This window comes from Nostoc foliaceum FACHB-393, from assembly GCF_014698505.1.
In the GTDB taxonomy this organism is placed as follows: domain Bacteria; phylum Cyanobacteriota; class Cyanobacteriia; order Cyanobacteriales; family Nostocaceae; genus Nostoc; species Nostoc foliaceum_A.
The window spans coordinates 37,007-58,713 of the sequence record NZ_JACJTD010000037.1; the positions used below are offsets into that span (position 1 = coordinate 37,007).

Here is a 21,707-nt window from a genome sequence, read left to right on the forward strand (position 1 = left end):
AAGTTGAGGTTAGGAAAGGAACCGCAAAAAACGCAAAGAATCTTTGTGTACTTTGTGTTTTTTGCGGTTTGTTTTATCTTGGGCGACCCAATGTAGTGATATATAAAACAGCTTCATCGGCAGGGATACCCAAAACTTCATTTACTTGGTCATCAAAGAATCCGCCGATCCCACTGACACCTACATTCAGGTGCATTGCGGCTAAATTCAGGCGCTGTCCCAAATGTCCGGCATCCATATGTAAGTAACGGTAAACGCGATCGCCATACTGGGCGATCGCAGCTTTCAGATCGGCTGTATGAAATAATACCGCTGCTGCATCCCGCCCTAATTCTTGTCCTAAGCAGAGAAAATGTAACTCTCGCCGAAAGTTTTTAAACCGAATTTGGCGTAATTCTTGGGCTTTGGGCGCGTAATAGTAACAACCCGCCTCCAATCCTTTGACTCCACAAACAGCAATGAATGTTTCTATTAAATTCAGATCAAAGTAGTCTGGAGAAATATCTAAACTTTGATCGATGTAATTTTGCGGTTGGTAAGTGAAATCAAGTAAACTTTTCAATTCATCGAAGCTTAAATCATCACCATTGTAAGCGCGGGTAGAGCGTCGCTTGTACATAGTAATTTCCAGTTCTGACAGCTTTTGTCCCCAGTCTATAGGTGCGGTGGTGGTGGGAATTTTCAAACAGAAAGGAAAGTTATATTTATCCTCTAAAGATTTTTCTTGTTTGATAGTTGGTAGATTGAGATTGCCAGTTATACCTGATTGAATCTGGGTGTGTTGATGGAAATATGTCAGCAATTCACCATCGGGGATTTGGGGATAACTGGTTTCGGTGGCGGAAGGTAAAGCAGTACATCCCAATGGCAAATTTTGATTGACATCTAACAAGTCTGCCAGAGGTAAGACAGCGATCACACCTTCTTGTTGCGGATCGATATAAAGTAGATCGTTTACTGATTCATCCACAAAACCACCGATTAAGTGGGGGCGATAGTCAGTAATCGCAGCAGCCAACTCGATATTACCCAACAGGTGCCCCGTATCGAGAAAAATCCGGCGGTAAGCCCGATCTTCATAGCGCCACGCAGAACGATAGAATACCGCAGTGACAATAATTGCAAGTTGGGTACTTTCTAGGGAAGGATGCCAGAAACAAGCTGCTTGGAGAGTTTGCCAAACATCACTTTCCCAATAATGCATCAGAGAATGAGTCCGACACTGGTAGTTATACAGACCAGGCGGCAATAACGACGTACCACGGGAAACCACATACATCTCGGCAGGGTATAATCCGCCTGCACTGGGAGCAGCGCGTAAATACACCGCACTACCCATAGAAGGCATTCTCGCCGTCAATCCATAGCTGCGAAACAGCAGCCGTGAAAGTCTTTGCCACCATTGAGCATCTGGGTTATTAGCAAATCCCTCTGATTTTTCTTGGATATAGGGTTTGAGATCAAAAGTAGAGCCAATTTTGTACTCTTTGAAAGGCACTGGCTGTTTAGCCCAGTCTAGCCTTTGACTTTTGGAGGCGAGAGTCTCAGGGTTGTATTTAGTCCGTTCGTGGTAATGCTGGGCAATTGATTGGTGTAATTCTGGCATAGTACTTTTAATATCCTTGAGGCATCCTTTCTTTGATCTTGGCATTCATCAGCCTCATTATTTCGTGTCAATTCGTACAATCCTCAGACTCACAAAGTGCTAATTGCTAACAACTGAATGCCGCATGGGGCATTGGCAGAATAGCCGCCCGCCTCCAAAGTCATTATTCATTAGTACCAAGGCTAATAAAACCAGCAACCGTCCCTGAGTATTTCTATTCATTTAGGGTGAAGGAATCGCACTGCTGTAGGCATTTTCCAATCACTTGCCTTGAAGCTATGTTATGCTATATTAAGCGTAGTCGTTATGAGTTTATATATGATCATGACTAACCCCACAGTAGAAAACTTGGTAATTATCGGTTCCGGGCCAGCAGGGTACACAGCTGCTATCTATGCCGGACGCGCAAACCTGAAACCTGTTGTATTTGAAGGTTTCCAAGCCGGGGGATTGCCTGGTGGGCAATTAATGACAACGACGGAAGTCGAAAACTTTCCTGGATTTCCCCAAGGGATTACCGGGCCAGAACTGATGGATCAGATGAAGGCTCAGGCGGAGCGCTGGGGGGCTGAACTATATACTGAAGATGTTATATCAGTTGACTTGAGTCAGCGTCCATTTACAGTGCGATCGCAAGAAAGGGAAATCAAAACCAACAGCATCGTCATTGCTACGGGTGCGACAGCAAAGCGTTTAGGCTTACCCAGCGAACACGAATTTTGGAGTCGGGGTATCTCCGCTTGTGCGATTTGCGATGGTGCGACACCGATTTTTCATGGCGCAGAATTGGCTGTGATTGGTGCTGGTGACTCGGCGGCGGAAGAGTCGATTTACCTTACTAAGTACGGCTCTAAGGTAAATATGTTGGTACGCAGCGATAAAATGCGGGCTTCTAAAGCCATGCAAGACCGCGTTTTGAGTAACCCGAAAATCCAAGTGCATTGGAACACAGAAGCCGTGGATATCTTCGGTAACGGTCACATGGAAGGGGTGAAAGTCCGCAATACCAAAACTGGTGAAGAGAGCCAACTGCACGCGAAGGGTTTATTCTACGCCGTTGGTCACAGTCCCAACACCTCTCTATTTAAAGGTCAGTTAGAACTGGATGAGGTGGGTTACGTTGTCACTAAACCCGGTTCTGTAGAAACCAGTGTAGAAGGTGTTTTTGCTGCTGGCGACGTACAAGATCATGAGTTTCGGCAAGCAATTACGGCTGCTGGTACTGGCTGTATGGCGGCGATGTTGGCAGAACGTTGGTTATCATCTAGTGGCTTGATTCAAGAATTCCATCAACAGCCAGAAACAGCGGTTAATGAATTAGAACATCAGCCAGCCAAAAAGACTGAAGCCGAAGAAGAAGCTGGATTTAACTTGGATAGGACGCGTCATGAGGGAGGTTATGCTTTACGGAAATTGTTCCATGAAAGCGATCGCTTACTCCTTGTTAAGTACGTCTCTCCTGGTTGCGGCCCTTGTCATACCCTGAAACCAATTTTAAACAAAGTGGTGGATGAATTTGACAGCAAAATCCACTTTGTGGAAATTGACATCGACAAAGACCGAGATATTGCTCAAAATGCTGGTGTGACAGGAACGCCAACAGTTCAATTGTTTAAAGATAAGGAACTAGTCAAGGAAGTCAAAGGTGTGAAGCAAAAGAGCGAATACCGCCTGTTGATTGAAAGTAGTCTTTGAGATAGTGGGTATTGGGGAAGACTCTGCTCAATACCCAATCCCGCCCACTTACTTAAGCGGTAGCTTTAATAAGTTAGGCAATAGCATATCCTGTGTGTTGCCTAACATTTTGCGGGTGAAATCCCAAGACAATTTTCTCTTTAGGAATTCCTGCTGCTACTAATTCATAAGTAACGCCATCTTCTGTGTCATCCCGTTGCACCCAAATTTTGTCATCAATAATATCGAGATGAACTAAGCAACCGTGAATTCGTTTAATACCATCCCAGCCTAAAGTTATCAGCAAATAACTGTCATTTTCGCTATCAAATACTGCTTTACATTCAATGGCTGCGTGTGAATAAGGAATTTGTGTGTAGGGTACTAATACCTCTTTGATGATCCGTCGATAATTATCTAAGGTATCCATTGGATAATCCTCTCAGCTTCTGGATTAAAAACGAGTAACTTTAGATTTTCAGTCTCTATTAAAAGTGTACCAATTGGTTCCTCAAACAAAGCTGTAAATACGCTGTCGCGCACTGCCAAATATAATGTTCTTTCTGGTTCGAGGCGATGGATAACAGCACGATACATAATAAATCCCCCAATAGCATCTTTGAGGTCTGCCATTTCTGAGGGACTGACAAAACTTTTAATTTCTACAGCTATTTTTTTACTTCCTTGTTCTGCGGCTAAGAGTTGCTTGGCTCCTAAATCTACATACATATCTTTTTGACCCCACTTTAAATGTAAGGGGTCATCTGTAATTATCCAGCCTTCTTTAACTAATGCATTCTTAACAGCATCATGATAAATATCTCTTGCAGGCATATCAAAGCAGATTAAAATCCAATACGCTTGGGTTAAGGGCTAATTGTACAAAACTGTGGGTTTTCGAGACGTGATAAATCGCCATCTCTACAAGTGTTTTGGTCTTATCTGAACTGTATTGTATTAAAATTTTTCTTTACTTGGAATCATTTACCTTTGTGGTAACACTTGGCTAAATAATTTATCTTTACCAAAAATAATGCATAATCTCACCTCTTCCTCAGTCTAGCTCTGTATCCACCGCTCAACAGCCGGACTTTTATTCAGGATGTTTACGCAATTCCCTATCTGATATGTAAAATGGTCAGCGTATCAAGCTTTGATCCAGGCGATCGCACATGGCCATTACAAAACGGCGACTACCGACATTTTTACAGTTTGGCAAAAGTCTCAATCTTTCCCAAAAACTCATGCTCATCGGGTTAGCCATTACCCTATTTTTCATTTTCCTGGCATTCTTCGCTCCCGTATTCCAGGCTTGGGGATGGCTGCAAAACCCCAAAGATTTTCTTTCTAATCCAATTCACGAGCCACCCTCAGCTAAACATTGGTTCGGTACTAGTCGCTTGGGCTATGATGTGTTCTCCCGGACATTGTTCGGCGCTCAAGCTGCTTTGCAGGTGGTAATTTTGGCAACAGCGCTGAGTATGATTATCGGTGTGCCTTTGGGGATGCTGAGTGGTTATCTCGGCGGGAAATTGGATAAAGTATTGCTGTTTATTATGGATAGCATCTACACCCTACCGGGGCTACTGCTGTCTGTGACGCTGGCGTTTGTGGTGGGGCGTGGAATATTAAATGCAGCGATCGCAATTAGCATTGCCTACATCCCCCAATATTACCGCGTTGTTCGCAACCACACTGTGAGCGTGAAAACTGAAGTATTCATAGAGGCTGCTCAAGCAATGGGTGCTTCTACTTGGGTTGTGCTTTCTCGTTATCTGTTTTTCAACGTCATTCAAAGCGTACCCGTCTTATTCACACTCAACGCCGCTGATGCAATTTTAGTGTTGGGCGGTTTGGGCTTTCTGGGGTTAGGACTTCCCGAAGAAGTGCCAGAATGGGGACATGATTTAAAACAAGCCCTAGAAGCTCTACCTACTGGCATTTGGTGGACTACACTTTTCCCTGGTTTAACCATGACATTCATGGTGGTAGGGTTATCACTACTTGGTGAAGGGTTAAACGAATTTGTCAATCCCCGGTTACGGAGAGAAAATAGAATCCGAAAATAGTTAGTAAACAGTGGACACTTATCAGTCAACGGGCTGATCATTGATAACTAGTAACTGATAACTGGTAATTGATAACTGGAGAGATTAGTGTGAAAGATAACCTGACGTTAATTGCCGCCGCTACTGGCGGGTTTATGCTTTCGATTGCCCTTTCTGGCATCTTAAGAGGTGCTCCAGTTACAGGTTGGCAGGAGCAATCGAGTTTCCGCACCATGACTTTTGCTAATTTACAGAAATCGGAGTTGAAAGCCGCGCATCTTGATGTCGGGGATGAAAACGACTCGCACCCAATAAAACAGAAAATTTAGAATTTTTTCGTGCCAAAATGCTAAAACGCTAAGTACAGATTTGCCTCAAACTTTGACGACTTGAGCTTGAAAATCGAAACGCTCTAATACACAGAAGTTTAGTATGTGGCTATTTTATTGCCTACAAACTTGTGCAAAGCTGTACTACGATGCTTTTTAAGCCGAAAATTTGCGGCTTGGTCTGAGGATTTTAAAGTGGTGAGTTCTCAAGTAATTGGCATTGATGTAGGGGGAACGGCAATTAAGCTGGGGCGTTTTGCCGCTGATGGTACTTGTCTGCAATCTTTGACTGTGGCGGCTCCCCAACCGACAACACCGGAGGCGGTGCTGGCGGTGATTGTAGATGCGATCGCGCAAATTGATCCTCTGGATCAAACTGTTGCTATTGGTGTTGGGACTCCTGGCCCATCCGATGCAGCAGGACGCATTGCTAAAATCGCTATTAACTTGCCTGGATGGATCGATGTACCTTTGGCAGATTGGTTAGAAGCTAAAACTGGCAAACCGACTGCGATCGCTAACGATGCTAATTGCGCTCTTTTGGGAGAAGCTTGGTTAGGTGCCGGTCGCCACTTTCAAAATCTGATTCTGCTAACTTTAGGAACTGGGGTTGGTGGCGCAATTATCCTAGATGGCAAACTATTTATTGGACATCAAGGAGCCGCCGGGGAATTGGGTTTAATTTCATTAAATCCAGATGGCCCAATTTGTAATAGTGGCAATCAAGGCTCTTTGGAACAATATGCCTCTGCTACTGCAATTCGTCGCCGCACTCTCAAGGAACCCGTCGAATTGGGTTTTCTTGCCCAACAAGGAGATGCCGCAGCATTGACTTTTTGGGAGAAATATGGTAGGAATTTGGGGATTGGTTTGACGAGTTTGATTTATGTACTCACACCGCAAGCGATCGTCATTGGTGGCGGTATAAGTGGCAGCTTTGAATTTTTCATACCAGCAGTCAAGGCAGAAATTGAGAAGCGAGTTCAGCCTTTATCACGAGCGGGTTTACAAATATTACCAGCGGAGTTAGGCAATTTTGCTGGGATAGTAGGTGCAGCAAAGTTGGCATGGCAAAACTATATAATTCGTAATTCGTAATACTAAGACAAAGAATATCCTGTTGCTTTCTTAACGTATTTCACAACTTTTTCATAAGATTCGGGATTACTTACAGGGTTGATGATGATGGGAATAGTGCCATCTGGCAACCAAAAAGTTATCCTGCCGTTCGGTTCATGACAAAAGGAACTGATGCAGTTGAGATTAATTACATATTCGTTTTTTTCGTACAGGATTTTCACCCAGTGGGCATGATCTAATTCCAACCCCGTCACACATTCTAAGTAATCGAGAATCTTTTGATAATCTTCCAAGTTACTTTGCGGGTTAATCACTATTGGTATGGCACTATCGGGTAACCAAAAAGTAACCCTGCCGTTCAGTTCATAACAAAAAGCATGAACACGTTCAAAATTCACTACATATTCTCTCCTTTCGTAAAGGATTTTCACCCAGTACGCCACAACATCTCCCCAATTACGAATGATGCACCCTGTATATCCAAATCTACTGAAGCCTTAAGTTAATGTTGCTGTGTACCAATTAAAAATTAATTTTTAATTTCTAATTTTTAATTTTTAATTGTTATGACACCTCCAATGGTGTTGGTGTCCCTGAAGTTGAGAGAGAAAGAGCGATCGCTGCTTGAATAAACCCTTTAAATAAAGGATGAGGGCAACTGGGGCGCGATTGAAATTCTGGATGAAATTGGCAAGCAAGAAAGAATGGGTGCTTGGGTAATTCCACAATTTCAACTAAGTGTCCATCGGGAGAAGTACCACTGATTACATAGCCAGATTTTAATAACAGATCGCGGTAAGCATTGTTGAACTCATACCGATGTCGATGTCGTTCATAAATTACATCTTCTTGATAAAGCTTGAAAGCCAGTGTATCAGGGAGAACACGACAAGGATATAGCCCCAAGCGCATTGTACCCCCTAAATCGACTACTTCCTGCTGTCCTGGCAATAAATTGATTACCGGATCAGTTGTATGAGCGTCAAATTCAGCACTATTAGCACCTGTTAATCCCCCTACGTGCCTAGCCCATTCAATCACAGAACATTGCATTCCCAGGCATAAACCCAAAAAGGGGATTTGGCGATCGCGGGCGTATCTAATGGCGGCAATTTTGCCATCTACCCCCCGAACACCAAAACCTCCTGGCACAACTATGCCATCGACACCCTCAAGATAAGTTTCGGGCGGTTCGGTTTCCAAATCTTCTGAATTTATCCAACGCAGGCGCAGTTTGCCATAAGTGGAGATTGCAGCATGATTTAATGCTTCCACTACAGATAGGTAGGCATCACTTAACTGCACATATTTACCAACAATGGCAATTTCTAGCTCGTGCTTGGGGCTATGTAACCGTTGTACCAAGGTTTGCCACTGCGTCAAATCTGGTTTGCGTTGTTCCATTTGCAGCAAGTTCAGCACTTGTTCTGCCATTCCTTCCCGTTCTAGATTCAGGGGTACTTCATAGATACTTTTGGCATCTTGAGAAGTGATGACGCATTCTTCAGGGACATCGCAAAATCCCGACAATTTCTGCTTTAATCCCTTCGGTAAGGGGCGATCGCTCCGACAAACTAAAATATCTGGTTGAATACCAATGGATCTCAGTTCTTTAACTGAATGCTGCGTTGGCTTAGTTTTCATCTCACCCGCAGAAGCAATCCACGGTACCAACGTTACATGCATATACAGCACATTCTGCCGTCCCACTTCTTTGCGGAACTGACGAATTGCTTCCAAAAACGGCAGTGATTCAATATCTCCCACCGTACCGCCGATTTCTGTAATTACTACAGATGGATTTGTACTTTTAGCAACTCGCAGAATCCGCTCTTTAATTTCATTAGTAATATGAGGAATAACCTGTACTGTGCCGCCATTGTAGTCTCCGCGTCGCTCTTTATTGATAACTGCCTGGTAAATCGAGCCAGTCGTTACACAGTTCAAACGCGACATTGAGGTATCGGTAAAGCGTTCGTAATGCCCCAAGTCCAAATCTGTCTCCGCACCATCCTGGGTAACGAATACTTCCCCATGCTGAAAGGGACTCATTGTGCCAGGATCGATATTGATATAAGGGTCGAGTTTGAGAATCGACACGGAATATTCGCGCGACTTAAGCAAACGCCCTAGACTTGCTGCTACAATGCCCTTACCAATACTGGAAACTACGCCCCCAGTTACAAAAATAAACTTAGTCATAGTAGTTTAAATTTCTAACAACTTCTAAAAAGACATCCCGTCATTGTGCCACAGTTGTTGTGGTGTAATCTTCTGTGATTTGCTGTGAAAAACCTTCTAGGATTAGTAATATTAGGCTGTATTCTCACTTCCTCCGTAGCATTGGCAGAGCCATCTCTTATAGTCGTTTTTCCCCAAACAAACTACCAGACGAGTGCCCAAAAAATATTCTTTCTGGGAACTGCACCACCAGATGGTCAGGTTTTGATCAATAGTAAGCCAATTACCCGCAGCAAAGCTGGTCATTTTTCCCCTAGTTTTCCCTTGCAGTTGGGGGAGAATCTTTTTACTGTGCGTCACAACAATCAAGAACTCCAGATTAAAGTGACAAGGCTTACCACTAGCCCTGAGCTACCACAGGGGTTAGCCTTTGCTAAAGATTCCCTGACTCCCGCAGCTGACATTGCCAGACTACCAGGAGAGCTAATTTGTTTTAGTGCGATCGCACCCCCTAACGCTAATGTCTCTGTCAACTTAGCTAATCAAACTATTGCTCTTTCACCTCAACCACAACAGGCACAACTACCAAGTAATTTGGCAGCTCTGACAGGGCAAAATCAACCTTATGCCCAGTCTAGCGTAGGTAATTATAAAGGTTGTACCACAGTGGCAACAGCCGCCGATCTGGGACAACCTCAGTTTCAACTGACGCTCAATGGCAAGACGATAACTCAACCAGGGGCTGGTAAAATTCAAATCCTCTCAAGAGCAGAGTTGCCAGTTTCTGAGGTGATAGTAGAGTCAGGCGTGGCTCGCACTGGCCCAAGCACCGATTATTCTCGACTTACACCACTGCCTAAAGGCACACGCGCAACAGTAACAGGTAGGGAAGGTGAATGGTTGCGCCTAGACTATGGCGCTTGGATTAATAGTCAGGAAACCCGCATTCTACCTAGTGTAATTCCGCCACAAACAATAATTCGCAGTGTCGGATACCGTCAACTCCCTGGTGCAACAGAGATCATTTTCCCCTTACAAGTTCCCGTTCCTGTGAGCGTACAACAAAGTGAGGGTGCTTTCGCTCTCACTCTCTACAATACCACTGCTCAAACGGACATTATTCGCCTGGATGATGACCCCCTAATTTCTCGCCTAGATTGGCAACAAGAGGCTCCAGAACAAGTAAAATACACCTTTAACCTCAAAAAAGCTCAACAGTGGGGATATAAGCTGAGATACGACGGTACAACCCTGGTTTTGGCTTTGCGTCATCCGCCGAAAATTGGGAACACAAGACGCAAGCCTTTAGCTAATCTCAAGATTGTACTTGATCCTGGGCATGGCGGTAAAGAATCTGGTGCCAGTGGCCCAACTGGATATTTAGAAAAAGATGTCAATTTGGTGATATCCAAGTTGCTGCGGGATGAGTTGGTGAAGCGAGGAGCAACGGTGGTGATGACGCGGGAGGATGATAAGGACGTTTCGCTAGTAGAACGTCAGGCAATTATCAATCAAGAAGAACCTGCGATTGCTCTTTCTATACACCACAACTCCCTACCCGATAATGGCGATGCCGAAAAAACCAAGGGATTCGGCACGTTTTGGTATCATCCCCAAGCTCACAGCCCCGCAATATTTTTACAAAACTATGTAGTAAAAAAACTTAGCAAACCTTATTATGGCGTGTTTTGGAACAACCTAGCGTTGACACGTCCAGCTGCTGCGCCATCAGTCTTGCTGGAATTGGGTTTTATGAGCAATCCCGATGAATTTGAGCAGGTGGTGAACCCAGAAGAACAAAAGAAAATGGCAAATGCGATCGCTCAAGGGATTACTGAGTGGTTTAGGAGTGTTCGCTGACGTACTCCCCGCGCATTTATGCGCGGCAATTCCGCATCTGGTTCCATATTTTAAGTTAGGCGATCGCAAAACTCAGCTAGCAACAAAACCCAAAAATTATTAATTACGAATTAGGTTAGCGTAGCAGAGTGTAGCCCATTACGAATTAAGTTAATACCTTGCTATATTTTGATTTCAGTGCTTCTACAGTGCCATAACCGCTTTGATTGCGGGTAGAAATATATGAAATCTGATATTTTTAAAGTGTATGTGTTTTAAAATAGGCGGCATGGTAGGAGCGATCGCTATTTTATTGAGTAATGGCAGTGCAATCGCCCAAGATGCAGAAAGATATGTCACTGTGGGGCATGATAAATTAGGAAACAGCGTAGCTCTGGATACGGAAACAATCAAGGGCACGACATACAAGCTTTACGGGATGTATGGAGATGGCATCTTCGAGACTACCTTCGATGCATCGTGCAAAGAATCGCGCCTTTTTCTCAATCGCATTGCCATTTACGGTTCAGAAGGACAGCTACTTGAAGAGGATAAGGAGAAAGGAGAAATACCTTTTGTAGCAAGTTCTTCACCAGGCAAAGGAATGAAAATTGTTTGTCAAAAGATTGGTGCCCGTGGTTGGTAGTTGCTCAATATTTTAGAAGTAGAGAATGGGGAATGGGGGGGAAGAGGAGCAGGGGGAGCAGGGTAGACAAGGGGACAAAGGGACAAGGGGACAAGGGGGACAAGGGAGAATTCTTAAACAAGTTTCTTCCTTGTCTCCCCCCTCTTCCTTGTCTTTTCCCAATGCCCAATGCCCAATGCCCAGCTAAAAAATACTAAGGACAAAATAACGTGTCACGCGTATCTCGTCCTGTAATGGGATTAGTTCCCTTGGCAAGTTTGCACAATTTTTTTTGCTCATCCGAACGCAGTAGCGTATCGGTAAAATCTGCCCCATCAATGATTGCACCATCAAATCTGGCGTTAGCAGCAAAGGCACCCTCCAACAGTGCATTTGTCAAATTTGCTCTCACTAAACGAGCTGAGTCTAAAGTGGCATTTCTCAAGTCAGCTCCCTCCAAATTCGCAGACTCCAAATTTGCTGCAAAGAAACTAACACCGTGCAAATTAGCGTGGCTGAAGTTGCTCTGGCGAAGATTAGCTTTGGTAAAGCTGGAGTCTGTTAAATCACGTCCTGAGAAATCAGCCTCGACCAAAATTTCTTTATTAAATTCGAGTGCCAAAGCTGTTGGAGCAAAACCTACGGTTGTCGTGATGCCAACTATTCCCCAAAGAAATAAGCTGAGTATACTTGCCCAAAAGTGATAGTCTGTTTTACGCTTCAACCCAAACTGTGTTCGGGATGAGTCGAGTGTAGAACCAGCTGTGCGTAGGCGTAGCCCGCCGCAGGCATCGCTTAACCTAGAATTCATAGAATTCATCATATTTTTAATCAATGGCTAACCTTCCTCCATCTCATTATCCAGATATTGGTCATTTAGGAGAAGACCTAGTAGTCCAATGGTTGCAATCTACAGGGTGGATAATTCTCCATCGTCGCTTTTCTAGCCGCTGGGGAGAAATCGATATCATCGCCCAATATGATGGAAAATCTGGGGAACCAGAGGAACAGACAGAGAACTTCTTAGTGGCTCAACGTCCCACTACTGCTAACAGCACTCAGCACTCGATGCTGGCATTTGTTGAAGTGAAAACCCGCAGTTCAGGTAGTTGGGATGCAGGCGGAAGAAACGCAATCACCCCACAAAAGCAAGCAAAAATCTGGCGGACAGCTGGAATATTCTTAGCACAGTGCCCTGAGAAGGCAGATTATTCTTGCCGATTTGATGTTGCTATTGTCTACTGTCAAAGAATATCAAAAAATCTGACTGAGGTTCCAGCAACCCAGGAAGCTCTAGCTACTTCATCAGCAGCGGGATATAAATTTAAGCTGCAAGAATACATTCTGGCAGCTTTCGACTCTTCAATTGATAATGGTTAATTGGTAATGGATAAAATATCTTGATTACCAATGACCAATAATTTTGTAGTAGCGTTACAACCAAATAGAGTCACGCCAAAGTTTCTGGACAGTAGCCTAAGCCCCGGACAAACTGTTGCCGGAATGCCTCGATTTCGTCTCTCTCTGGGCTACCATGAGAGACGATCGCAACCTGATAGCGACGCATCACGTCCACAGGGCACTGTCCCGCTTCCAAACTCCAGAGTGCCATTTGCACCCTCATTGGCGGTTCGTAGCTAATTCCTAATTCATTTAGAAAAGCCCGAAAGTCGCCATCTTCTTGGGGCGAGACTTGACCTCTGAGTTTGATCCTAACCACCCAGCCATCTATTTGATGAATTACGGTGACGAATGAAACTGGTGTCTGGGGTCTAGCGTGCAGGTGTTGAACGACCCTCAGGGTTAGACTGGCATTTGCCAGATAGTACAAGTATTCCATGTTTGTTGGTGCTTGGGATCAAAGCCAATCCTACATATATATATTCGTCAATCAGTGCCTGTTCCCGGTAGGGTAAAAGCCCCCGTTTTTAGATGGGGAGGTTTACCCAATTTTTATGTTAATTTTTCCGTGTTACTTAATAGTATCAATCTTATAGCCTAGCGACAGAACTGAGCGAAGATGCCTTAAAGTTCCTTTAGAAGGGAAAGCTCAAACCAGCTTTTTTAAGAGAGTATAAATACTAAATAAAGTAAAACCTAGTAGAAGCCAATTTGAAAGACACCTCTCACCCACAAGAAAAAAATTTGGAATTAGATTGCTCGGTAGCTGGCTATGACTACAAACTACCTCCAGAACTCATTGCCCAAAACCCAGCAGTTCCTAGAGATAGCTCACGGTTACTGGTAGTTAATTCTCCCACTACAGGTACTGAAATAGAACCCTTACACCACATTTTCCATGATTTGCCTGCACTGTTGCGCTCTGATGATTTGTTGGTTATGAACAATACAAAAGTCATTCCAGCGCGGCTTTATGGTCATAAATCCACTGGTGCGAAAATCCAGGTGTTGCTATTGGAAGAACGGCGGTATAACTGTTGGTTAGCTTTAGTTAAGCCAGGAAAAAGCTTCAAACAGGGAGCGAAGATTACTTTTGATGTCAGGCAATTAGGGATTGGAAATTTGGAAGATTCTTACCAAGTAAAGAGTCCCCAACTCACGGCTACGGTTCTAGAAACAGACGCAGCAACTGGGGGACGTTTGTTGCAATTTGATGTGCCAGAGGGGCAGTCTTTGATGCAACTGTTAGAGGTATTTGGTGAAGTCCCGCTACCACCTTATATCACTACCTCAGAAGCTGCTGATGAGCAATATCAGACAGTTTATGCTAAACAGCCAGGAGCGATCGCAGCTCCAACGGCAGGATTACACTTTACCCCAGAATTATTACAAAAGTTGCGCGATCGCAATATCAATCAAGCTTTTGTCACCCTACACGTTGGTGTAGGCACATTTCGTCCTGTGGAAGTGGAGGATGTAACTACCCATCACATGCATGAAGAATGGATTGAAGTTCCCGCCGCTACAGTAGAGCAAATCCGCGCCACGAAAGCGGCTGGTGGTCGAATTATTGCTGTGGGAACAACGGCAGTACGCGCCCTAGAAGGGGCGGCTCAATCTGGGGATTTACAACCATTTTGCGGGAAAACAGACCTATTTATTTATCCCGGCTATCAATGGCGGGTGGTGGATGGTTTAATTACTAATTTTCACCTGCCGCGTTCCAGCTTGCTGATGTTGGTAAGTGCGCTAATTGGCAGACAACGGTTATTGAATATATACAACGAAGCGATCGCTTTTGGATATCGCTTTTATTCATTCGGCGATGCCATGCTAATTTTGCCGTCAGCTGTGGGAGTTAGGAGACGCGATTAATCGCGTCTGTACAATTAGGAGTAGAGACGCGATTAATCGCGTCTCTACAGTTAGGAGTTAAAAGTTGGAAATTTGGAATTTTTTCTTTCGCGGTGGGTACTCTGACTTATGAGGAGCGAATAATAATTATAGGTCTGCAATCCATGTCTGAAAAATTCCTATTTTCCCAGTGGTTACATTTATTTTGCCGGGTGACACTCTGTGGCTGTTCTACGTTTTTAGTCTTAGCTGCACCGACAATTACTAATTTTTCAGGAAGCAAGCTACTAGCAGAAACCGCAATTTCTCAGGATCTCGAAGCAGCTAGCTTTTTCCAGCAAGGAGTGACGCGCTATAACCGCAAAGACTTACAGGGTGCGGAATATGCCTTTCGTCAAGCGTTGCAGCGAGATCCTAACCTTGGGTCAGCGCGAAATTATCTGGGTAATATATTCATGGAGCAAGATCGCCTGGATGTAGCTTTACAAGAATATTCTGAGGCGATTAAAATCAATCCTAATTTTAGCGAAGCTTATTACAACTTAGGGTTAGTGTTGCACCGACAAGGAGAAAAAGATGCAGCGATTACGGCTTATCGCCAGAGTTTGGTGATAGATTCCACAAGGGTCGCAGCGCTGTATAATCTGGGTTTAATCCTGTATGAGCAAGGACAGCTTGAGGATGCGATCGCAACATACCAACAAGCAATTAATCTAGATAGCAGCAACGCCAACGCTTATTTTAACTTAGCGATCGCCTTGCAACAACAAGGTCAAATAGAGCCTGCGATCGCCACTTATCGCCAAGCCTTGCAGCTAGATCCCAAAAATGCCCCAGCTTACAACAATATGGCAAATTTGCTAGCAAATCAAGGTCAAGCTTCTGAGGCTATTTCTGTTTATCGGCAAGCTATTCGCCTAAACCCTAAAAATGCCTCAACTTACTATAACTTGGGAGTAACTTTATATCATCAGGGCGATATCAAGAAAGCTAGTGGAGTCTTGAAACGTGCCCATAACGAATATCGTGAGCAAGGCAACATTGAACAAGCTGAAAAAATTGAGCAGCTAATGCAGCAAATTGCCCAGAAAACTGGGCAACAGCAACCTCAAGCCAGTCAAACAACAAATCCTTCTCAGACTCCAGGCAACACAACTAATGTAGTACAAACATCTGACCCACAGACACCAAGTCTACCAGAAACTCCAGCCAACCCCAGCAATGTCCCTGTCTCAGTTGAACCACAGTCTACTTCAACCAATCCTGAAAAATAAAAACTCAGAGTTAGGAATCAAAGAAGAATTCATCCGCCAGTCGTCAGAATTCAACATCAATTCTGCCGACTGGGGCTTTTATTTTACTTGATAGTTAATAACCTCTAACTCCTAACTTTTTTAAATCGGTAAACGATTGATATCTTTGTTGCAACCAATAACGACCATTGCTGAACCGCGCTCTAAACGCTTGGTGGGGTTAGGATTAATTATAAATTTACCATCCTCGCTCACTGCTAGCAAATTTAACCCGTAGCGGTTACGAAGTTGAAGCTCAGTGATTGTTTTGCCGTGAAATTCATCAGGGACAATCAACTCTACAATACTGTTATCTGGGTCTAAATCAAACCGATCTAGGATTGCTGGTTTTGTAAGGGTACGTGCTAGGGCACAACCCGCTTCATACTCAGGAAAAACAACATGATCTGCTCCTACTCGCTGCAACAGTTTACGGTGAACTTCACTAGAAGCTTTGGCGACTACATGAGGTACACCAGCTTCTTTCACATTTAGGGTAGTTATAATACTTTCCTGAACGTAGTTGCCAATCGCTATGATTACAGTATCAAATTCAAAAATTCCAGCTTCTTTGAGTGCTGCTGGTTCTGTAGAGTCTAGTTGCAAAGCATGGCCAACGATTCCTTCGGTCAATGCTTCTGAAACTCGTTTTTCATCAATATCTGTTGCCAGCACTTGATAACCAAAATTGTGCAATGTAGAACAGACAGACCTACCAAAGCGGCCTAACCCAATTACAGCAAATTGTTGGTTATCTTTACGTAAACTGCGAAAAAAACTTAATGATGACAGATTCACCCTTGTTATCCTTATTATGGCTCCCTGTATTTAGGGCAAAAAACGGTTATACTGCTTGAATTAAAAATTTTATTTTTTGCCTTCCAATGTATATTTTATCAGTTTAGTCATTAGTCATTAGTCAAGAATTTTTCTCCTCCCCTCTCCTTAACTATCCCACGAGTAAATTTTCTTCAGGATAGTGAATTCTGGTAGGGCGTGGATCTCCGAGTACAGCAGACATCAGCAGTAAAACACCTACTCGTCCAACGTACATTATGACAATTAGGATGAGCTTTGCTGCTGTAGAGATACTTGCTGTAATGCCTGTAGAAAGCCCTACGGTGGCGAAGGCTGATACCACTTCAAACAAAATTTGAATAAAATCTAATGTTGGATCTGTAAGGCTGATTAAAATCGTAGCTAAAATCACGGTCGCTACTGAACCCACCAACACACCCACAGCTTTCAAAATTAAAGATATTGCTATTTTGCGATCATACAATAAAACTTCTTCTTTACCCTGAAGAATTGCTTTGGTACAACTAGTCAATACTCTCAAGGTTGTTGTTTTCATGCCTCCTCCCGTACCACCTGGACTTGCACCAAGAAACATCAGCGCAATCGTAATAAATAGACCAGCTGTGGTCATTTTGCCAATATCGATGGTGTTAAAACCAGCAGTTCTGGGAGTAACCGATTGAAACCAAGCTACTAATATCTGGTCACGTAAATTTAGAGAACCAAATGTTTCAGCGTTTCTGATCTCTATACAGAAAAAGGCAACTACCCCTAGGAATAATAATATCAAAGTTGTGCTCGTTGCAACTTTAAAGTCTAGAGAAAATATTTGATTTTGAGTTTTCTTTAAAATGCGATCGCGCAACCAAAGGTAGATTTCCAAAATGACCTGATAGCCAATTCCCCCAAAGATAATCAACGTTGTGATGGTGAAGACTACTAAGAAGGATGACTGATAGCCAATTAAGTTATCCTTAAATAAACTAAAACCAGCATTATTCCAAGCATTGATACTATGAAAAATTGCTAACCAAAGTCCTTTACTCCATCCATAATCAGGAACGAAAGCTGGCAAAAGCAAGAATACGCCTGTAATTTCAAAAATTAAAGTTGTGGCAATAATTGAACGGATTACTTGGGCGCTACCACTCATTCCCGGTCGATCTAAAGCTTGTTGAATTGCTATTTTTTGCCGCATATCAAACCTACGACCAATGAGCAAAATCAGAAATGTAGTAGTTGTCATGTAGCCCAACCCGCCAATCTGAGCTAGTAGCGCAATAAAAAACTGTCCCCAAAAGGAAAAATAAGTACCAGGATCAACTACTGATAAACCTGTGACGCAAACTGCGGATGTCGAGGTGAATAATGCCACAATCAGGTTATTCCAGGTACCATTGCTAGTCGAAAAAGGCATCATCAACAGGATAGTACCTACAGCGATGACAGCCATAAATCCCAAACAAATTGTGCGAGCAACAGTCATAAGTAATTTAAAATTTAAAATCCAAAAAATCAATCATGCTAGGCATCCCGAATGTTTCTGGGATGCAAATGACAACAAAGGCAGCTTATTAAGGTAGAATCAGGGAATTTTTCCAGGGAAGAGTAACCGGAGTTTATTATCCCTGCAAACCAAAAGACCCTATTTTAATTAAAAACACACATGGTAGCCTATCTGTATGTTTTTTTTTAAATTCGGCTTTGTCTTAACACTGCTTTTTTCATGAGTGCAACACTTTACCAGCAAATTCAGCAATTTTACGATGCTTCCTCCGGGCTGTGGGAACAGATTTGGGGCGAACATATGCACCACGGCTATTACGGTGCCGATGGTACTCAGAAAAAAGACCGCCGTCAGGCTCAAATTGATTTAATCGAAGAACTGCTCAATTGGGCAGGGGTACAAGCAGCAGAAAATATCCTAGATGTGGGCTGTGGCATTGGCGGTAGTTCTTTATACCTAGCACAAAAGTTTAATGCTAAGGCTACAGGAATTACATTGAGTCCTGTACAAGCCGCGAGAGCAACAGAACGTGCCTTGGAGGCTAATTTGAGTCTGAGAACACAGTTCCAAGTCGCAAATGCTCAAGCAATGCCCTTTGCTGATAATTCTTTTGACTTGGTTTGGTCGCTAGAAAGCGGTGAACACATGCCAGATAAAAATAAGTTTCTCCAGGAATGCTACCGAGTATTGAAGCCTGGTGGCAAGTTAATTATGGTGACTTGGTGTCATCGACCAACTGATGAGTCCCCATTAACGACGGATGAGGAAAAGCATTTGCAGGATATTTATCGGGTGTATTGTTTGCCTTATGTGATTTCTTTGCCAGAGTACGAAGCGATCGCACATCAACTACCATTACATAATATCCGCACCGCTGATTGGTCAACTGCTGTCGCCCCTTTTTGGAATGTGGTAATTGATTCGGCATTCACTCCCCAAGCATTTTGGGGCTTACTAAATGCTGGTTGGACTACCATCCAAGGGGCATTGTCACTGGGATTAATGCGTCGCGGTTATCAGCGTGGGTTAATTCGGTTTGGCTTATTGTGCGGAAATAAGTAAGGACGCACACCTGCCCTACTACCTTCATCCACAGGTTGTAGAGGCAGATTGTCCAGACTTCCTCGCTGCTGTTACTCAAAAGCTAAGTACTCAGCCTTCAAACGCTTGGATAAAAGGCAATATGTAATGTTTGATTTATTTCCATTAAGTAAATGCTGAAAATGTCGAAATTTCAAGCAAAATAAAATTACAAGTTTTAGCTAAGATTCCCGTTGCTGACAACTCAATAAATTGTCTTTGGTGTGGTTTGGGTGGTGTTAACTCACAACTAGACTTCTTTACCTACAGACATTGCGAGGTGACAATATGGACGCTAACAGAATTTTGAATTTATATGCAGCCGGAGAACGAAATTTTAATCGGGCAAATCTGCATCAGGCAAACCTAACTGAAGCTGACTTAAGTGGTGCAAATTTGGCTGAAGCTGACTTGAGTGGTGCTGATCTCAGTCAAAGCAACTTGAGTCGATGTAATCTAAGTCGGGCAAATCTAACCGATGCAGAGTTGACTGAAGCTAACTTGAGTCGAGCCAACCTGAGTGAGGTAAACTTGATTGGTGCAGACCTGATGAGGGTCAACCTGCAAGAAACTAACCTAAGTCGAGCTGATTTGCGGAGTGCCAATTTATCCTTGGCAAACTTACTTGGTGCAAACCTCAGCGAGGCGGAAATGAGTGGAGCAGATTTGAGAGATGCCAATCTCAGAAAGGCAAATTTGATTGGTAGTAACATCAATGAGGCTGAACTCAGCGGCGCAGATTTAACAGGAGCAATTATTACTGAAGAGGAGAAAACAGAGGGAGTTTTACATATAGGGTTATCGCACAAATGGGTAACTTGGGCTGGTAGTTACATAACCCCTTAAAACACCTATTCAGTCGGAAAAAAGAGGCTAATTAAGCAGGTTTATCGCCATTGTCAGATCAAGATTTCATTGCTCCAATCTTAAGAAACCTGTTTATCAAATGACTAAAGTAACTGATGGTGTTGGTACAGGGAAACACTTGTATATACAGGCTAAGTCATAGTCCAATACCCTTGGTATTAGTAATATTTAGCCCTGAGAAATCCTTTCAACCCATGCCAGTTACTTATGGGGAGCCGCTTGCTTCGACTTTAAGAAAGTTTGCAATAGATTGGCTCTCCATCGCCTTACAGCCCTTCTCCTAAAGGAGACGCTGAACGGGCTGTCTCACGCCACTTGTTCCATAAATTTATTTTTGATTAATGATAATATCACTGGCATTGAGGCAAATAGTCTCACTTTAGAAGCGGGCGATCGCTCACCATAAATCTCAACCATAATACCATTTTTAATGGTGATAATTATAATGCCAATTGCTTTCTTATTTGAGCCATTTACGCAGTAGCGATCGCTGATATTTTAATTCCCTTAAGCGTTGAAGACTTAGAAGTAGTTTGGTATAATCGCTAAATTTACAACATTTAGGCTAAATCAATGTGTCTAATTGAATTGAACTGGGTATAAGGATGCGAAATAATCTACTCAAATCCTGTAAAATTAAGTTTCTCATTTTTGAATTTCTGAAATGCCACTCGAACTGCAAAACCTCACAGGCGGTTACACCTTAGTACCAATTGTTCAAGACATTAACCTCACTCTTCAAACAGGAGAATGGTTGAGTTTAGTTGGTGCTAATGGCTCAGGTAAATCTACTTTACTCAAATTGCTAAGTCGTATTCTTTCCCCGCAACAGGGAACAGTGCTACTTGATGGCAAAGCAATCCACTCTCAACCCCCAAATCTAGTTGCACAGAAACTGGCATTGTTACCGCAACAACAAACGGTTCCCGTTGGCTTAACAGTGCGACAATTAGTCAGCTTAGGACGCACGCCACATCAATCTTGGTGGCAATGGGAATTAAACGCCCAAGATTGGGAAAAAGTGGAAGCTGCAATTGAAAAAACGCAACTAGAAAAATTTAGCGATCGCTTAGTCGAACAACTCTCAGGTGGTGAAAGGCAACGGGCTTTTTTAGCTCTAGCACTAGCGCAAGAACCAAAAATCTTACTATTAGATGAACCTACAACTTTTTTAGATATCAATTATCAACTGCAACTATTGGAACTGCTTAAAGAACTAAATCAGCAGCAGGGATTAACTATTATCACAGTTTTACATGAACTGAATTTAGCAGCCCGGTATAGCTCCCGTATTGCATTATTAAAACAGGGTCATATTTGGGAAGTTGGTACACCTGAACAAGTTCTAACACCAAATGCGATCGCCCAAGTATTTGGTGTGGAATCTGTGATTATTCACACACCCGTTGGTTTACAAGTTTGTGCTATTTCTGCTGTACCCTCTTGAAACTCTTTAGTCGCTTGATTGGAATACGCGGTGGGGGCGCAAAGTATAGATGTGCGCCTCCACCGCGTGGGAACTACTT

General features: G+C 43.3%; 21 protein-coding genes. 12 read left to right on the top strand and 9 right to left on the bottom strand.

Annotated features, from left to right (window positions below):
- Positions 1-73: 73 nt before the first annotated feature.
- Entirely contained in the window at positions 74-1,606 is a 1,533-nt protein-coding gene (locus H6G92_RS25210; protein ID WP_190896977.1) for a SagB/ThcOx family dehydrogenase, read from the bottom strand.
- Between the two features lie 324 nt (positions 1,607-1,930).
- Between H6G92_RS25210 and trxB the strand changes: the two genes are divergently transcribed.
- The gene (trxB, locus tag H6G92_RS25215) at positions 1,931-3,301 is read left to right on the top strand and encodes a thioredoxin-disulfide reductase (RefSeq protein WP_190896920.1); all 1,371 of its coding nucleotides are present in this window, start codon (positions 1,931-1,933) and stop codon (positions 3,299-3,301) included.
- Between the two features lie 73 nt (positions 3,302-3,374).
- Here the strand turns inward: trxB and H6G92_RS25220 are convergent, their stop codons facing one another.
- Both H6G92_RS25220 and H6G92_RS25225 read right to left on the bottom strand, forming a co-directional pair.
- On the bottom strand, positions 3,375-3,710 hold the full coding sequence (locus H6G92_RS25220) for a XisI protein (RefSeq protein ID WP_190896922.1): 336 nt from the start codon (positions 3,708-3,710) through the stop codon (positions 3,375-3,377).
- Positions 3,698-4,114, bottom strand: coding sequence for a XisH family protein (locus tag H6G92_RS25225; protein WP_190896924.1), 417 nt, complete (start codon positions 4,112-4,114; stop codon positions 3,698-3,700). Before H6G92_RS25225 ends, H6G92_RS25220 begins: the two co-directional genes overlap by 13 nt.
- Positions 4,115-4,452: 338 nt before the next feature.
- On the opposite strand from H6G92_RS25225, the gene H6G92_RS25230 reads away from it, so the two are divergent.
- The 3 genes from H6G92_RS25230 to H6G92_RS25240 all read left to right on the top strand — a co-directional run bounded on the left by H6G92_RS25230 (position 4,453) and on the right by H6G92_RS25240 (position 6,755).
- Positions 4,453-5,349, top strand: coding sequence for an ABC transporter permease (locus tag H6G92_RS25230; protein ID WP_190896926.1), 897 nt, complete (start codon positions 4,453-4,455; stop codon positions 5,347-5,349).
- A gap of 89 nt (positions 5,350-5,438) precedes the next feature.
- Positions 5,439-5,657: a hypothetical protein gene (locus H6G92_RS25235; protein WP_190896928.1), complete on the top strand. Its 219-nt coding sequence runs from the start codon at positions 5,439-5,441 to the stop codon at positions 5,655-5,657.
- A gap of 195 nt (positions 5,658-5,852) precedes the next feature.
- Positions 5,853-6,755, top strand: coding sequence for an ROK family protein (locus H6G92_RS25240; protein ID WP_190896930.1), 903 nt, complete (start codon positions 5,853-5,855; stop codon positions 6,753-6,755).
- A gap of 2 nt (positions 6,756-6,757) precedes the next feature.
- Here H6G92_RS25240 and H6G92_RS25245 read toward each other — a convergent pair whose 3' ends face one another.
- Together H6G92_RS25245 and H6G92_RS25250 are read right to left on the bottom strand one after the other, a co-directional pair.
- The gene (locus tag H6G92_RS25245; RefSeq protein ID WP_190896932.1) at positions 6,758-7,180 is read right to left on the bottom strand and encodes a hypothetical protein; all 423 of its coding nucleotides are present in this window, start codon (positions 7,178-7,180) and stop codon (positions 6,758-6,760) included.
- 121 nt (positions 7,181-7,301) lie between these two features.
- The gene (locus tag H6G92_RS25250) at positions 7,302-8,939 is read right to left on the bottom strand and encodes a CTP synthase (protein ID WP_190896934.1); all 1,638 of its coding nucleotides are present in this window, start codon (positions 8,937-8,939) and stop codon (positions 7,302-7,304) included.
- 84 nt (positions 8,940-9,023) lie between these two features.
- Here H6G92_RS25250 and H6G92_RS25255 point away from each other — a divergent pair, with 84 nt between their 5' ends.
- Together H6G92_RS25255 and H6G92_RS25260 are read left to right on the top strand one after the other, a co-directional pair.
- Complete coding sequence (locus H6G92_RS25255) at positions 9,024-10,778, top strand: N-acetylmuramoyl-L-alanine amidase (protein WP_190896936.1); 1,755 nt, start codon at positions 9,024-9,026, stop codon at positions 10,776-10,778.
- Between the two features lie 247 nt (positions 10,779-11,025).
- Entirely contained in the window at positions 11,026-11,403 is a 378-nt protein-coding gene (locus tag H6G92_RS25260; RefSeq protein ID WP_190896938.1) for a hypothetical protein, read from the top strand.
- Between the two features lie 193 nt (positions 11,404-11,596).
- Here H6G92_RS25260 and H6G92_RS25265 read toward each other — a convergent pair whose 3' ends face one another.
- Positions 11,597-12,193 (bottom strand): pentapeptide repeat-containing protein, encoded by a 597-nt coding sequence (locus tag H6G92_RS25265; RefSeq protein ID WP_230967058.1) that lies wholly within the window; start codon positions 12,191-12,193, stop codon positions 11,597-11,599.
- A gap of 23 nt (positions 12,194-12,216) precedes the next feature.
- Between H6G92_RS25265 and H6G92_RS25270 the strand changes: the two genes are divergently transcribed.
- Positions 12,217-12,762: a YraN family protein gene (locus H6G92_RS25270; protein ID WP_190896940.1), complete on the top strand. Its 546-nt coding sequence runs from the start codon at positions 12,217-12,219 to the stop codon at positions 12,760-12,762.
- Positions 12,763-12,832: 70 nt separating this feature from the next.
- On the opposite strand, the gene H6G92_RS25275 is transcribed toward H6G92_RS25270, so the two are convergent.
- Positions 12,833-13,222 (bottom strand): hypothetical protein, encoded by a 390-nt coding sequence (locus H6G92_RS25275; RefSeq protein ID WP_069068139.1) that lies wholly within the window; start codon positions 13,220-13,222, stop codon positions 12,833-12,835.
- A gap of 272 nt (positions 13,223-13,494) precedes the next feature.
- On the opposite strand from H6G92_RS25275, the gene queA reads away from it, so the two are divergent.
- Positions 13,495-14,658, top strand: a complete 1,164-nt coding sequence (gene queA / locus H6G92_RS25280; RefSeq protein ID WP_190896942.1) for a tRNA preQ1(34) S-adenosylmethionine ribosyltransferase-isomerase QueA — start codon at positions 13,495-13,497, stop codon at positions 14,656-14,658.
- Positions 14,659-14,801: 143 nt separating this feature from the next.
- Entirely contained in the window at positions 14,802-15,911 is a 1,110-nt protein-coding gene (locus H6G92_RS25285) for a tetratricopeptide repeat protein (RefSeq protein ID WP_190896945.1), read from the top strand.
- A 120-nt stretch (positions 15,912-16,031) separates the two neighbouring features.
- On the opposite strand, the gene H6G92_RS25290 is transcribed toward H6G92_RS25285, so the two are convergent.
- Positions 16,032-16,727 carry a potassium channel family protein gene (locus H6G92_RS25290; protein ID WP_190896947.1) on the bottom strand — a complete coding sequence of 232 codons (696 nt, stop codon included), beginning with the start codon at positions 16,725-16,727 and terminating at the stop codon, positions 16,032-16,034.
- Positions 16,728-16,878: 151 nt separating this feature from the next.
- Positions 16,879-18,213 carry a TrkH family potassium uptake protein gene (locus H6G92_RS25295; protein ID WP_190896949.1) on the bottom strand — a complete coding sequence of 445 codons (1,335 nt, stop codon included), beginning with the start codon at positions 18,211-18,213 and terminating at the stop codon, positions 16,879-16,881.
- 240 nt (positions 18,214-18,453) lie between these two features.
- Here H6G92_RS25295 and H6G92_RS25300 point away from each other — a divergent pair, with 240 nt between their 5' ends.
- The 3 genes from H6G92_RS25300 to H6G92_RS25310 all read left to right on the top strand — a co-directional run bounded on the left by H6G92_RS25300 (position 18,454) and on the right by H6G92_RS25310 (position 21,628).
- On the top strand, positions 18,454-19,296 hold the full coding sequence (locus tag H6G92_RS25300) for a methyltransferase domain-containing protein (protein WP_190896951.1): 843 nt from the start codon (positions 18,454-18,456) through the stop codon (positions 19,294-19,296).
- 306 nt (positions 19,297-19,602) lie between these two features.
- On the top strand, positions 19,603-20,160 hold the full coding sequence (locus tag H6G92_RS25305) for a pentapeptide repeat-containing protein (RefSeq protein ID WP_190896953.1): 558 nt from the start codon (positions 19,603-19,605) through the stop codon (positions 20,158-20,160).
- Positions 20,161-20,845: 685 nt separating this feature from the next.
- The gene (locus H6G92_RS25310) at positions 20,846-21,628 is read left to right on the top strand and encodes an ABC transporter ATP-binding protein (protein WP_190896955.1); all 783 of its coding nucleotides are present in this window, start codon (positions 20,846-20,848) and stop codon (positions 21,626-21,628) included.
- The last annotated feature ends 79 nt before the right edge of the window (positions 21,629-21,707 follow it).